At 52.8% G+C, this 14,482-nt stretch carries 12 protein-coding genes and 1 riboswitch; of the genes, 1 reads left to right on the top strand and 11 read right to left on the bottom strand.

Annotated features, from left to right (window positions below; translation table 11 throughout):
• Positions 1-58: 58 nt before the first annotated feature.
• The 6 genes from JUF10_RS05305 to JUF10_RS05330 form a co-directional block, all read right to left on the bottom strand.
• Positions 59-493 (bottom strand): GtrA family protein, encoded by a 435-nt coding sequence (locus JUF10_RS05305; protein ID WP_203641211.1) that lies wholly within the window; start codon positions 491-493, stop codon positions 59-61.
• 284 nt (positions 494-777) lie between these two features.
• On the bottom strand, positions 778-1,320 hold the full coding sequence (locus JUF10_RS05310; protein ID WP_082153296.1) for a folate family ECF transporter S component: 543 nt from the start codon (positions 1,318-1,320) through the stop codon (positions 778-780).
• 24 nt (positions 1,321-1,344) lie between these two features.
• Positions 1,345-1,440: riboswitch (THF riboswitch) on the bottom strand.
• 51 nt (positions 1,441-1,491) lie between these two features.
• On the bottom strand, positions 1,492-2,358 hold the full coding sequence (gene fakB / locus JUF10_RS05315) for a DegV family protein (RefSeq protein WP_203641212.1): 867 nt from the start codon (positions 2,356-2,358) through the stop codon (positions 1,492-1,494).
• Between the two features lie 277 nt (positions 2,359-2,635).
• On the bottom strand, positions 2,636-3,886 hold the full coding sequence (locus JUF10_RS05320; RefSeq protein ID WP_203641213.1) for an MFS transporter: 1,251 nt from the start codon (positions 3,884-3,886) through the stop codon (positions 2,636-2,638).
• The gene (locus JUF10_RS05325; RefSeq protein ID WP_203641355.1) at positions 3,873-5,183 is read right to left on the bottom strand and encodes an alkaline phosphatase family protein; all 1,311 of its coding nucleotides are present in this window, start codon (positions 5,181-5,183) and stop codon (positions 3,873-3,875) included. The genes JUF10_RS05320 and JUF10_RS05325 overlap by 14 nt, the downstream gene beginning before the upstream one ends.
• Before the next feature lie 20 nt (positions 5,184-5,203).
• Positions 5,204-5,629, bottom strand: a complete 426-nt coding sequence (locus tag JUF10_RS05330) for a MarR family winged helix-turn-helix transcriptional regulator (protein ID WP_203641214.1) — start codon at positions 5,627-5,629, stop codon at positions 5,204-5,206.
• A gap of 259 nt (positions 5,630-5,888) precedes the next feature.
• On the opposite strand from JUF10_RS05330, the gene JUF10_RS05335 reads away from it, so the two are divergent.
• Positions 5,889-7,598: an NFACT RNA binding domain-containing protein gene (locus JUF10_RS05335; RefSeq protein ID WP_203641215.1), complete on the top strand. Its 1,710-nt coding sequence runs from the start codon at positions 5,889-5,891 to the stop codon at positions 7,596-7,598.
• A gap of 518 nt (positions 7,599-8,116) precedes the next feature.
• Here the strand turns inward: JUF10_RS05335 and JUF10_RS05340 are convergent.
• The 5 genes from JUF10_RS05340 to lspA all read right to left on the bottom strand — a co-directional run bounded on the left by JUF10_RS05340 (position 8,117) and on the right by lspA (position 13,851).
• On the bottom strand, positions 8,117-10,690 hold the full coding sequence (locus tag JUF10_RS05340) for a carbamoyl phosphate synthase preATP-grasp domain-containing protein (protein WP_203641216.1): 2,574 nt from the start codon (positions 10,688-10,690) through the stop codon (positions 8,117-8,119).
• 2 nt (positions 10,691-10,692) lie between these two features.
• Positions 10,693-11,769, bottom strand: coding sequence for a carbamoyl phosphate synthase small subunit (locus JUF10_RS05345; RefSeq protein ID WP_203641217.1), 1,077 nt, complete (start codon positions 11,767-11,769; stop codon positions 10,693-10,695).
• A 24-nt stretch (positions 11,770-11,793) separates the two neighbouring features.
• Positions 11,794-12,327 carry a bifunctional pyr operon transcriptional regulator/uracil phosphoribosyltransferase PyrR gene (pyrR, locus tag JUF10_RS05350; protein ID WP_125687087.1) on the bottom strand — a complete coding sequence of 178 codons (534 nt, stop codon included), beginning with the start codon at positions 12,325-12,327 and terminating at the stop codon, positions 11,794-11,796.
• A 136-nt stretch (positions 12,328-12,463) separates the two neighbouring features.
• The gene (locus tag JUF10_RS05355) at positions 12,464-13,387 is read right to left on the bottom strand and encodes an RluA family pseudouridine synthase (RefSeq protein ID WP_373301282.1); all 924 of its coding nucleotides are present in this window, start codon (positions 13,385-13,387) and stop codon (positions 12,464-12,466) included.
• Positions 13,387-13,851 carry a signal peptidase II gene (lspA, locus tag JUF10_RS05360; protein ID WP_203641219.1) on the bottom strand — a complete coding sequence of 155 codons (465 nt, stop codon included), beginning with the start codon at positions 13,849-13,851 and terminating at the stop codon, positions 13,387-13,389. The genes JUF10_RS05355 and lspA overlap by 1 nt, the downstream gene beginning before the upstream one ends.
• Positions 13,852-14,482 lie beyond the last annotated feature (631 nt).

Consider the following 14,482-nt stretch of genomic DNA (forward strand, 5'->3'; position numbering starts at 1 on the left):
GGACCGTTAAACGGCAACGGCCCATTACAAAATTAATATCTGCGATTAAAAAACAATTCTAGTCATCCATCGAAGACGCCTTGGTCTTGCGAAACACAAACCACTTGCTAAAGAAGTAGTTTGCTACCACCACGACAACCTGATCGACCAGCTTCGTCAGCATCTCATTTTGCTGCAAGAGGGAGACCCCCACCCACATGATTGCCATGTCCATCAACAGCGTCACGCCCCGCGCCAGGAAGAACGACACGGCTTCACTCAGTAACCCCTTCACCGAGATAAAGTGGGAATGAAAGACCCAGACCCGATTGGTCACGTAGGCAAACAGGACGGATAAGAACCAGGCCCAGATATTGCCGACCTGATAGTTCCAGCCCCACACCGTCACCGTCACGTAAAAGACGACCAGATTGACCAACGTCGTCAGCCCACCAAAAATCAGGTAGGCTAAAACATCTTTATATTTCGCGTATAACTGTATTATCCGGTTCATTTGAAAGTCTCCCCTTGGTCTTCATCTTCAGTCTCCGTTATAACGAAGAACGAGCCCTCACGCAAGGGCCGACCCTCATTTGATATAAAAAATTAAATTGTTGCGCCGGTCACTGGCTAAACCTTGGTGACGGGTTGTGCTGTATTGCAAGTTAGTCAGTGTAGAATGAGTGGTGGTCAGGTTAGTTATTATAAGTTAAAGTAATTATTTTAATCTATACTAGTATTCCGTCGCAACCCATTGAAAAACACCATCCCGACCGCGTCGAAATGGTGTCAATAAATTTAACGATTTAATCTTTCTTGAATCATTTGAATCACGTGGCTCTTAAGAACCAGGTAAACCAGCACGATTTGAATTGGCGTGGTAATCAACTGTTTGACCGCCCGAATCGGGAATAAACTCCAAAACGGCGTCTGGTACATGATCGTCACCCACAAGGTGTTCAGCAACGCGTTGACCAGCACCGAAATGAGCACTGAGGCAATGATGATGCGCCCCCAGCTCACCGGCTTCTGGTACAAGAATATCGCGTAGATCAACGATCCGAGAATCGCTGACACGGTGAAGCCCACGAAGTACGGTCCACCGGAAATCAGGGTCCCGACCACGTCGACCACGGCCGCCGTCATCATGCCCCACCACGGACCAAACCATTTGGCCAATAACGCGACCACCAAGAACGTAAAGCTAAACTTGATAAACGTATTCCCAATTGAGAACCGACTAATCACCAGTTGTAGCGCCATCAACAGTCCCATTGTAACCACACTCAAAGTGTCCAGCTTGGGCAGCTGGGTTTTTGCCATCGTCTTCAATTCAGACATCTCCTAAGGGAGTTGCCACATCGCTGCGGCCAATGCGGAAATAAGATCGCGGGGAATCCCCTTCGTCCGGTGTTCACATTGCGTTCCACCGGCACTTGACGCCTTATTTCCTACTCCGTAAATTTTTAATACAGGCAATAGCATACCATATCCAATTCAAACTTGCACGACTTACGCGCGATCAAAATCCTTGATCCAGGCTAAGGCCAAGGCCTTTTCTCCCAAATGCGCGCCAATGACCGGGCCGAAGTACGACTGTTCCACCGGGATCTCCGGGTACTGAGTCGCAATCTTCGCCGCCCAATTCTGGCCACCCTCGGGATCGTTGGCGTTAATAACTAACGCCCGTAACGGGTAGTCGACCTGTGCCTGGGCCTCAACGAAGAGGTCCTCCACCCGGGCCAAGGCCTTTTTACGTGACCGGACCTTCTCAAAGGCCACGATTTCGTGGGTCTCGTCATCAAACGTCAGTAGCGGCTTGATCCGCAGAACACTCCCAATAAAACCAGAAGCGTTAGACAAGCGTCCACCCCGCACCAAGTTTTGCAAGTCATCAACGACGAAGTACTCGCCAATCGTCGACCGCAAGTCGTCTAAGCGCGCAAGGATCTCTTCGGGCTCTGCACCCTTATCAGCCATTCGCGACGCCTCAATCGCCAAGTAACCCATCAATTTTACCGTGATCTGCGAGTCATACGGAATGACCCGAATATTTTCAATCGTGGGTGCAATATTTTTCAATTGGTTCACAAAGCCCGAAATTGTGCTGGCCAAGTGAATACTGATGACGGCATCGTACCCCTCATCCGCTAATTGATTGTATAAATTGATCATTTCCCCCAATGGTGGTTGGGACGTACTGGGGAATGACTTGGAATTACGGAGGCGGTCGTAGAATTCACTCGTGGTAATATCCACGTCCTCATCATAGGAGCGACCATCAATGATCACCGGAATCGGCACAACGTGAATGTGATACCGCTCGACCTCTTCTGCGGACAAATAGCTGGTACTATCGGTGACCACAGCAATCTTCATTCTTACACCTACTTTTTCTTTCGTTTCGTCTACCTAGAATACCATTTTTCATGGTCTATGAAAACCAATACTTATTACAAATCCTTTTATAACGGCATTTTAAAACTTAAGTTTAACATTAAACACCGAAAAACACACCTTTTACCGGTACAAAGGCCCGGCAACGGGTGACCAAGGACACCCCATTTCACCTGTCGGCACCCGCTCTTTAAAGTTAAATACCGCTCAGGAGAATCGAACTCCTGACCACACCAGCAGCGGTACACCGCAATCAACGCTATTCGGCGTGATCCGCGGTCATTCTGGGAATCAGGGAGAAAATAATCAAACCGATCACAAATAAAATCGACAGTGACGCCGCCCCAATCCGCGACTGCCCCGTCATCTGGGTCACGATGCCCACAAGGACGGGGCCTAATACGGCCGAAAACTTCCCTAAAATATTGTAGAAGCCAAAGAACTCACTCGACCGCTCCTTGGGAACTAGGCGACCAAAGTAGGAACGCGACAGGGCTTGAATTCCGCCTTGACTGGTCCCCACGAGGACAGCTAATATCCAAAAATCCGTCGTCGAACGCAAAAAGAGTGCGTCCGCACAAATCAATAGGTAAACAATAATTGCAATTAAAATCCCGGTCCGGGTACTGGTCTTATTTGCCAACCACCCATAGAATATCGAGAATGGAAATGCCACTAATTGAACGACCAGTAAGACCAGAATCAGGGTCGTACTGTCAATGCCGATATCCAGACCGATCGACGTGGCCATAGTGAAGATGGTGTCGACCCCGTCGATGTAGCAGAAGTAAGCGACTAAGAACCACGCCAGTTGCTTGTGTTGTTGCAAGTGGCGGACCGTCTCCCACACTCGTTGCCAGCTTTGCCGTAACGGTGCTCTGGTCACACTCAGGGAATGGCGTTGATGGACATTTTTCAGGATCGGAATAAAGAAGATGACCCACCAAATCGCGGCCAACGCAAAGCCCCACCGGGCAACCGCCAAGCTCGACAACTGGCCAAACCCGTGCGTGAATTGGAGCACCATAAATAATAGAAAGGCAATCACGCCCCCGAGATAACCGAAGCCATATCCCGTACTGGAGATGCGGTCCATTTGCTGGTCGTCACTCACGTCGGTCAAGAAACTGTCGTAAAAGAGGTTCCCGCCGGAGTATCCCAGGACGGACAGAATATAAATGGCGAGGAGCCACTGCCAATGCGCTGACGGCACTAAGGCAAGGCCCAATGTCATCACCATCCCCACGGTCGCAAATCCCGTGAGTAGGCGTTTCTTAAACCCCTGATAGTCCGCTAACGCACCCAAAAATGGCGCCAAAATTGCTACCAACAACGTTCCCAGACTATTCGCATAACCCCAGTAGGCCGTTGCATTGGCTGCGGTCACCCCACTGCCTTCCGCCACGGTCTTGAAGTAAATCGGTAAGACGGCCGTAGTCACGATAATGCCATAACCGGAGTTCGCCCAATCATAGAAGACCCAACTCCACTGTTCTTTATTCAGCTTCATCAGTGGCCGCCCCCTTTAGCGCCTCAGTTAGGGCTTGACCGGGAAGCGTTTCTGGGAAGCGCACACCTAATAATTTGGCAAAGGTCGGCGCCTCATCGATTAGGCTGGCCCGTTCGATCAGGTGATTTTCCTTCACGGCCGGTCCATTCAAGACCAACGTGGTAAAGTAGTCCGGCTTATCCGGATCATAGCCATGTACCCCATGATAACGGTCCGGTTGTCCCAAGCTATCTGGGTCAACGGCTTCCACCACGGCCGGTCGGTTCGTTTCATCCGTAAAGTAGTAGCCGGCCTGCGCTTCGACCATGAATTGACAATGCGGGTCAGCCCCACGTTTAGCTGCAGCCGCCCCATCGATCACGGTCGCAACACCCGGCGTCTCCTTGATCAGCCGCAAGAGGTTCTGGGTATCCGCAAACTTGCGGGTATAGATATATGTACACCCATCACAGGACTTCGCCCACACGTGCCAATCATTCTTCACGGTGCCTTCGGCTGTCGGTGTTAGCCAGCCTTTCTGGGCGAACAACTGGTTCAAATGGATCATGTGATCGACGTTGATCTGATAGTGATCGCCTAAAATGGCAAAGTTGGTCTCCGCAAACGTCCCGGCCGCAATCGTGGCATCAATCAATTTACCGACCCGCGCGTCCAACCGCTTCAGTGCGGCCATGGCTTCATCCGAGCGGACCCCATAGCGGTGCCGCATACTGTCCATGTCGACCAGATGGATCAGAGTGAGCCACGGCTTCTTCGTCGTCAACGTATCGACCGCGCACGCCGTAATAAAGTCATCGAGCTCGGGCTGTTGAATGCCGCGGCGCAAGTGACCGTACTTCTGATTCATCCGCAACAGGAAGGCGGGGCTGCTGGCCTTTAACGAGACCAACACCTGATTGGTCCAGATGCGATTCGGAAAGATCTCCGCCAGGTTATAGGTGATACGACTGCCGGCGGTCACGGGCCACAGGAAGGCTGCAGTCTTGTGGTGCTGCTGGCGAACCAAGTCATACAACGTGGGCTCTTGAACGTCTCGTTGATACCAGTACCAGTCTGGAGACTGGCGCTGGGGTTGTAACTTGGTGTTGTTAATGATGCCGTGTTTGACCGGGTACTGTCCGGTGATGATCGTGGTGTGTGACGGATACGTTAATGTCGGATAGATTCCCCTGACCTGCCTGACCCGCGTCCCGGTGACCACTAATCGTTTTAAATTCGGTAGTTCTGCTAAATGTTCGTCCAGATCACGACTACCCATCGCATCCAATGAAATCACAACTAGTCTTTGCTGAATAATCCTTCACTCCTTACCTAAGGTTACTTAACTGTCCGTTGCCGGTCTAAACTCTTATCTAAGCGGTTCAACAAAATCTGCAGCAGGTTCCGCTCATCGGTGGACCAGTGCTCGAACACGTCGTCGGAAAGCTTCTCAAATGCCGTATTGATGGCGGTCACCGTCTCGGTCCCCGCCACGGTGATTGTATAGACCAACTGCCGCTTATCACGACCGACGGCTTCCTTGGTCACCATTTCCTTTTTCACTAAGCCCTTTAACTGCCGGCTCAGCGTTGACGTATCCAACTTAGTCCGTTCTGCCAAGATCTCCTGGGTGTTCTCACCACTCCCAATGTGGTCCAGCAACTGCCATTCAGAAACAGTGAGCTGATACTGCTTGGTCATCCGTTGCAACAAGGTCTGTTGCACCTTATTAATTGCCATCAATGCTGCAAGACTGGATTTCATTTGGCCCTCACTCCTTTGTTTACCGTGATCCTATTTGTTCCACACAAAATGGGGTCTACGGCGTTACTTGTATTGTACAACGGTCAGGTTGCTCATCACAAGTCAAAAACCATGACGATTTCATGACAGTTTCACCGAATTCTGTCAGAATACGGGGGAACTTCTTTGCACTTCACTGCTTGGGCCGTTATACTTGAACTTGTGTCGTTTTTCCGGTCAACAAAAAATAAAGTCTACTTATGAAAGGTGTTGTTATCCCATGTCATTTGACGGATCCTTTACCCACGCAATGGTTCAGGAATTGAGCCAAACGTTGACGACCGGCCGTGTTAGCAAGATCAACCAGCCCTACGCCAACGAAATCGTCCTGACCGTTCGTGCGAACAGCCATAATTATCCCATCTTACTCTCGGCCAACCCAACCTACGCGCGTATCCAGGTGACGCAGATCCCGTACGTCAACCCGCCGGTTCCCACTAACTTTACTATGATTCTGCGGAAGTACCTGCAGGGCGCCATCCTTAAGGGAATTACGCAGGTCGCCAATGACCGGGTCGTTCACCTGCACTTCACATCGCGTAACGAACTCGGTGACCAACAGGAACTACTCCTGATTATTGAGATCATGGCCCGCCACAGTAACGTCATCCTGGTCGACAGCGCGTCCATGAAGATCTTAGATGCTATCAAGCACGTTGGTTCCGACCAAAACCGTTACCGGCTCCTGTTACCGGGTGCCCAATACATCATGCCACCCAAGCAAGACCTCGTTGATCCCTTCACGGGGGCCCGCGACGACCTCGCTGCCACCGTACGGGACTTCCCTAACCAAGAAGTGCTTGCCCACACCCTGCAGCAGCAGTACCAGGGCCTTGGCAAGGACACCGCGGCGGCCTTGGCAGAAAAGCTGCACGAACCCGGCGACCCGGTGGCTAATTTCACGACCTTCTTCAAGGGGTTCGATGCCCCACAGCCAACGTTAGACATCACGCCTAAGGGCAAGACTAGCTTCATTGCCTTTCCATACCCCACTACAGGGACGCAGGAACATGCTGAGACCCTCAGTGAGCTCTTGGACACCTACTACCAGGACAAGGCCGAACGTGACCGGGTACAGCAACAAGGGAGCGTCCTCATCCGGGTGGTCCGTAACGAGCTGAAGAAAAACCGCAACAAGCTGAAGAAGTTGAAGAAGACACTCGCCGAAACGGAAAACGCCGACGAGTACCGAATCAAGGGGGAAGTCTTGACGACCTATCTCGGTCAGGTCCAACGCGGCCAGACCGAAGTTGAATTGGCAAACTTTTACGACAACAATCAGCCAATCAAGATTGCCCTTTCCAATCAACTTTCACCGAACCAAAACGCCCAGAAGTATTTCAAACGGTACCAAAAGGCCAAGAACGCCGTCAGCTACGTCAACGAGCAGTTAGCCATTACGCAGGCCGACGTCGATTACTTTAGCAACATCATGGCCCAGATCGAACTCGCCGCGCCTAAAGACCTGGTCGACATCCGCCTGGAATTGCAACAGGGTGGCTATCTCCGTGACCATGACCACCAAAAGAAGGGCAAGAAGCAACGTCGGCAGAAGATCAGTAAGCCAGACCGGTTCACCGCTAGCGATGGCACCAAGATCTCCGTTGGGAAGAACAACCTGCAAAACGACCAACTGAGCCTCCATACCGCCAAGCGCACCGACATCTGGTTGCACGTGAAGGATATACCAGGCTCCCACGTCATCATCCACGCGGACAATCCGAGTGATGAGACCATCATGGAAGCCGCCAACCTCGCCGCCTACTTCTCCAAGGGCCGCGAGTCTAGCAACGTCCCCGTCGACTACCTGCCCGTCAAGCGCCTCCACAAGCCAAACGGAGCCAAGCCAGGCTACGTTATCTTCACTGGCCAACGCACGGTCTACGTGACCCCAGAAAGTGATTTGGTCGAGCGGTTAGCTGACAACTAGCTACTGGAAGCGTGAACGACCATTATTTGGTAGTTACAACTAAATTAGAATACAAAAGCGGTCTATCAGTTAAATGCTGATAGACCGCTTTTTTGTTAGGTACAACTATTTATTTAGTATATAAGTTAACCAGTTACTCGGTATTTCGTCGAGAAACGCGCTGATTATCTGACCATCCGCTCTCAATGCAGATATCCACCCAGGCCCTGACCACACGATCAAAGCCGCATCAGTAATCAAGTTCAGCTAGAACAGTCAGACTTCAACCGGACAACTCAAACCAACTAGTACGGTCGTCATCAATCAGAGCCGGAGGCGGCCAGGGATGCAGCCAGCCGTGTCGACGATGTTAGTCGAGGTTCTTTCTCGGCTTACATCGTGGGACGACTTTGGAGACGTGTGTTTTTCACGGCTTCAAAGCGAGCCGGAAGCCCGCCCTTCGGCTGAAGGCGTTCCCCATGGCAGGCGAAATCCCTGGCGGCCGGAGTGCGGCCATTTCACAGCAATCTCACAACCACCTAGCCAATCGTCCGGTTGATGATCTGGTCGAGTTCGGCGGTGTCGCTGAGATTGCTGAGGGTCAGCGCTTCGCTCGACCCAAAGGCAATCGTCGCCCCCACCTCTTGGTCGGTCGTCCCCGGCCGGTTCAAGACGTGTAGTTGACGGAATGGGAAGGCCGCATTCATCAGCGCCACGCGACTGCTGTTCAGGTCGATCTTGATCTTCGCCAGTTCGGCATCGTCCAACGTCTCGATGTGTTGCCGCGTCAGCATGCGGACCCAGTTGATCCCCGTGACCTTACTTAAGAAGGCCATCTCGGTCAGCCGGGTTGGCCGCACCCCAACGACCGCCAACTGCTTGGACTCACCCTTGGGCGCAAAGAGCACCTGAATCATCCCCGTCACCTGGCGTTCACTCACGGCCTGTTTGGCTAATTCTACCAAACCAAGCCGCTTAGCCTTAGGCAGTTCCGCCGGCATCCGGAAGGCCGTGACCTGTGCCACCGACTTATTCATCCCCGGTGCCAACATGTCCATCACGCCCACCGCAATCTTCTGCTGGCCGTGAACAAACAGGCTCACGCCAATCGTAGCGATCTTCGGGGGTTCTTCGCCGGTCTCTTGATCCGGTGGCAAGACGTGGAGATTCACGTCCAACTTGCCCAGTTCGCGCGTCAAATAGTGCCGGTTCCCCGGAACGATGACGATGTCCGGATGCTCGATCTGAATCACATTGAGCACATCCCCTAGTTGGACCGGATCCACGTACTGCTTATCCGAGAACTCGGGAGCAATCGCGATTGCATTGGGATTGGTGTTCATCAAGACCGTATGGTACCCGGCACGCTTCAACTGCTTCAGCATTTCTGTCGTAAAGTATTCCGCGGCCGAATTTGGTCCCAGTTGATTCCCCCCCCGGCCGAGTACCAGCGCCGTCCGGTCACCTAGTGGCTGGCTTTCATTTTCATATTCAAACGTACTGTAGTACCCGCTGGCGTCTTCCGCAAATTCACCGGCGGTCGGTTCGATCATCTTGTAGGTCGGCGTGATGTGCGCCTCGGCCGACAGATGGCGAATCGTTGCCGTATCCGTTTGCCAAATACGGGCAATCATCCCGTCACCGAACCCGTAGTAGCGGGCCCGTTTCAAAGTATCGACGTTTAACGGATTATCTTGAATCTCTTGTTCGATCGTTAGGAGATGTTGCAGCTTCACGAAGTAGAAATTATCGATCTTCGTCAGTTCACTCAGTTCATCGGGCGCATACCCCCGGCGTAAAGCTTCGATCAGGACCAGGATGCGGTTCGCCAGTGGATGAATCAGCTGACTGATCATTTCCCCGTCCGTCAGATTGCTAACGCTGGGCAGGACGTCTCGTGGTGAGAATTGGGAACTGCGGACGGCCTTCAACATGGCCTCTTCCACCGAACGCCCAACCCCAACGGTCGAGCCGACCGCCTTCATAGCCGTATCCAAGTGTTGATCCGCGTCTGGGACCTCCTGAAACGGCCATAGTGGGATGCGGACGCTCACGTGGTCAATGGTCGGTTCCATGATGGCCGTCTGCTTCACATAGCGGCTAGGGAGCTTAATATCGACCAATCGCTGGCCTAGCAACAAGGCCCCCGTGACTAACGCAATCGGATAGCCCGTGGTTCTGGCCGCCAGAGCGACCCCACGAGAAAAGTATGGGGCGATCTTAGTCACGTAGAAATGTTGGTTCGCGGGATTCAGCGCAAAGTGCAGGTGTAAGACCCCCACGATGCCTAGCTCCGTGGCGATGCGGAAGGTGGCATCCCGTAAGTTCTGATACTCACGGTCCGTTAAGGTCTGTGGTGGCGTCACGACGATGGAGTCCCCGGAGTGAATCCCGATGGTGTCCACGTTTTCTAGCCCGCACAACAGGACCTTGGTGTCGGCCACATCGCGAATCGCGACCATTTCGACTTCCTTATAGCCAACGACGCTGCGTTCCAACGTGCATTGGTCAAACCGTGACTGTTGAAATCCCTGGCTGAGGGCGTTTAACATCTCATCGACGTTTTCACAAACAGTCCGGTTGGTGTCTAACCGGGGTGAGACCGGCTTAACGATCAGCGGAAACCCAATCGATTCGACTAAGCCCATGGCCTCGTCGGTCGTATCCACGATCTGCGCCTCGATCACGGGCTCGTGAATGGCCTTTAACGTGGCGTTCAAGGCCGCCGGGTTGTTGATCTGCCGCAGAGTGCTAGCCGTCATCCCCAAAATGGTCACACCAAAACGACCAAGGTCGCCATTTTCGATGAGCTCTTGGACGATTTGAATGGCTAGCAGTCCACCTAATGACGGTAAAATGGCATCCGGTCGATCCTTTTCGATGATGTGCCGAACGTTAGCGGTCGTGACCGCCTGGACGTACATATTCGTTGGTTGAATTTCTTCGAGAGCGACCGAAAAGGGATTGTTGTCAATAATCGACGTGCGCACCCCATGTTTTTTAAAGCCGGTGATGATCTGCACGGTGGCACTGTCGAGCTCGGTCTCGTGACCGATTTCGGTCGGCCCGCCGCCAATGATCAACACTTTCTGTAAATCATCTAAGTTTTGCAAGCCTATCCCTCCCGTGCTGTCATAGCTTCCATGAATTCATCGAACAGGTCACGACTCTCGTGCGGGCCCGGTGCCCCGTCCGCAAAGAACTGAACGGAGAAGGCTGGGTAATCACGATGACGTAATCCCTGCACGGTCCCGTTGATCAGGTCCACGTAGGTCGTAATCAGCCGGTCGCGGTCGATAGACTTGGCAATGACCGCGTAGCCCTGGCCCTGCGTGGCATACATAATGTCATTGGTGATGATCCGGCGAATCGGGTGACTGCTCCCGTGGTATTCAACGGGCAAGGCCTCGAGCTCCGCCCCGTTGGCCAGCGCAAAGAGTTCGTGTCCCAGGCCGATGGCAAAGAGTGGAATCTCCGCTTGGACCTCACGAATCATTTCTAAGACGCCGGCGCCCAAGTCGAGCGGTGAGCCCGGTCCCGTGGACAGTAAGACCCCGTCCGGATCCAGGTTCAACACGTCCTGGGCACTCGCCGTCCACGGCAAGACCGTGACGTTGCAACGGCGCTCCGACAATTGCCGCAAGATACCGTGTTTCAACCCAAAGTCGATGACGACCACGTTCTTACCGGTATCCGGGTTGGGATACGGCTTGGGCGTGGCGACCTGATCGACCTGACGATTGGTCAGCACCGTCGCGTTTAACTGGTCAAACGCATGCGCGTCGGCCACATCGACGATACTGCCCTTCCTTGGCCCGGCCTGCTGGCGTAATTTACGAATCAGATGACGCGTATCAATGCCGCTGATGCCGGGAATATTGTGTTGCTGTAAAAATTCGTCCAGTGACAGCCGCGAGAGGCGGTTGGTCGAAATGTTGGTCACATCCCGCACGACCATCCCCTTAGCCGTGGGCAAAATCGATTCGTAACTGTCGTGGTTGATGCCGACGTTACCAATCGCTGGCTGGGCGAAAATAATAATCTGGTTATGATAAATTTGATCGGTAATCGTTTCTTGATAGCCTAAAAGGTTTAAGTTAGAGATTACTTCGCCGCTCGTGGTGGCGCCGGCACCAAATCCTTCACCGGCGTAGGCCGAGCCGTCTTCTAAAATCAAATAGCGTTTTGCCATGCAAAATCGGCCCCTTTACCAGTGTTATGCTTGTTGGATCTCTACGGCGTCCCGGTCGTCGATCTCACTGACGGAGACCTTGATCCGTTCGCGTTGTGAGCTCGGAATGTTCTTCCCCACAAAGTCAGCTCTGATCGGTAATTCGCGGTGACCCCGGTCCACTAACACGGCCAAATTGATGCTCTTGGGGCGACCGAGATCCATCACGGCACTCATGGCCGCTCTGATTGTCCGCCCAGTATACAAGACATCGTCGACCAAGATGACCTTCTTGCCGGCAACGGAGAAGTCGATGTTGGTTGCGGTGACCTTTGGCTCGTTTTGAGCATCGTGTTCGATGTCATCCCTGTACGGCGTGATGTCGAGGTCGCCCACTGGCACCGTCACATTTTCCAGCTGTTGTAAGCGACTGGCAATCCGTCGGGCTAGGTACACCCCACGCGTTTTGATACCTAAAATGACGAGGTCATCGACCCCTTTATTGCGTTCGATGATTTCGTAAGTAATCCGGGTCAGGGCCCGTTGCATTGCCATTGCGTCCACAACTACCTTTGCCATCTTTATTTCCTCCTTCAAGTTTCACGGCGTTAACGTAAATGCAGGAAACGGGCGCGTTTCTTCGGCAAAATGGTGAAGAAACCCGCCCGCCTGATTCGGCAAACCCGCTTATCTTAGTACGTTCAGCATAAAAAAACTAGATTACTTTGTCAACCGGTAAGCCGGCTTGTTGGCGCAGGTGACGGACCATCCGCGCGAAGTTGTCCGGAACTGGCGCGGTGAAGTCGAGTTGCTCACCCGTCGTGGGTTGTTTGAACCCGAGCTCACGGGCGTGTAGGAACTGACCGTCACCCTTCAGTGTCTTCTTGGGACCATACAATGGATCGCCCGCGACCGGATGGTTGATGTACGCCATGTGGACCCGAATTTGATGGGTCCGACCGGTCTCTAGGCGACAAGCAATCAACGTGTAGTTGCCGTAACGCTCCAGCACGCGGAAATGGGTCACAGCGGGGCGACCGTCAGCGACAATCGCCTGCTTCTTGCGGTCCTTGGGTGAACGACCTAGTGGGGCGCGAATAACCCCTTCTTCTTCCTTAAAGTTACCGTGCACGATGGCCACGTACTCGCGCAGGTTGGTCTTGGCCTGGAGTTGCGCCGACAAACTCTGGTGCGCATGGTCATTTTTAGCCACCATCAGAAGGCCCGACGTGTCCTTGTCGATGCGGTGCACGATGCCTGGCCGCAGCGTCCCGTTAATACTGGACAAGGGGCTGTGATACAGCAAGGCATTGACCAGCGTGTGGTTGGGATGCCCAGGGGCGGGATGGACGACCATACCTTGAGGCTTATTGACGACCAATACGTCATCGTCCTCGTAGACCACGTCTAAGGGAATATTTTCTGGTTCGAGATCCAGTGGTTCCGGATCCGGTAGCTCGATGTGGACCGTGTCGCCGGTCTTCGGTTTGTCCTTGGGCTTAGCCACCGCACCATTGACCGTGATCTGACCGGCCTCAATGGCGGACTTGGCCTGGGAACGCGAGATGGTATCGACTTGATCGGCCACCAACTTGTCTAACCGTTCCGTGGTCGTTACCGTAAATTCTTCTGTTTGCATCATTTAGCCTCCCGCCGATCGGTGATGTAGACCCCGATGGCAATTAGAATCACGCCGACCGTTAAGCAACTGTCGGCAAAGTTAAAGATGGGGAAATTGACGAAGTCGAGCTGAAACATGTCGACCACGTACCCCTGAGTTAAGCGGTCAATGAAATTTCCAATGGTGCCCGCCATCATGAGCGCCAAGCCGAGTTCTTCGACCCACTGGTCCCCCTTATTGCGGTACTGCCAAAAGAAGTAGCCCATGATACCTAAAGCGACGATGGCAATCACCGCAAAGAACCACATCTGGCCCTGTAAAATGCTCCAAGCCGCCCCGTCATTACGCAGGTGGGTCAAGGAGAGTATTCCCGGGATAACCGGGTGCTCGCCGCCAAGGGCGATGTTGACCACTACCGCGTGCTTGATCCACTGATCGGCAGCGACCAGGAGCACGATTAAGAGTGTATCTGCAATCAGCATAACTTCCGGAACACCTTTCCTATAAGTCGTTACCGAAAAGTATACCAGAAATTTCGGCGTTCTGACGATTCGGTCACGAGAAATTTTGCTTTGTTTCCTGCTAGCTTAAAAAGCCGTTACGTCTATGGACTGGCGTAACGACCTTTTGATTATATATTGCTGTGAAATGGCCGCGCTCCGGCTGCCAGGGATTCCGCCTGCTGTGGGGACGCTCCGGACTGAGAAGCGGTCCTCCGACTCGCTTTTAAGCCGTGAAAACCACACGTCTTAAAAGTCGCCCATAGTGGTCGCTGACAGCGACCACTATTTCCACGGCTGGCTGCATCCCTGGCCTCCTACGGCTCTGACTGATTTTTTCCAGCTTAATCGCTTAGCCCTAAGGTACGCAGACCGTTAAGATTGGCCGTTGCCATACAGCTATTCCCATAACAAATAAGTTGGCAAATACATATGTGGTCAATCTGTCCTATGCTTTCCGACTAATCTCTGCTAACTTATCTACCGTTTGGCTTTGATTAAGGTAACGCGACTAACATTCTATCTGTTTCTAGCCCAACTGTTACTACCAGTCTCTGCTACGATTCCCAAGTTAACGTGATTTACCGCCAAACGACACTAAGTTATTATCAGT

It is taken from the genome of Levilactobacillus andaensis (assembly GCF_016861695.1).
Lineage (GTDB): Bacteria > Bacillota > Bacilli > Lactobacillales > Lactobacillaceae > Levilactobacillus > Levilactobacillus andaensis.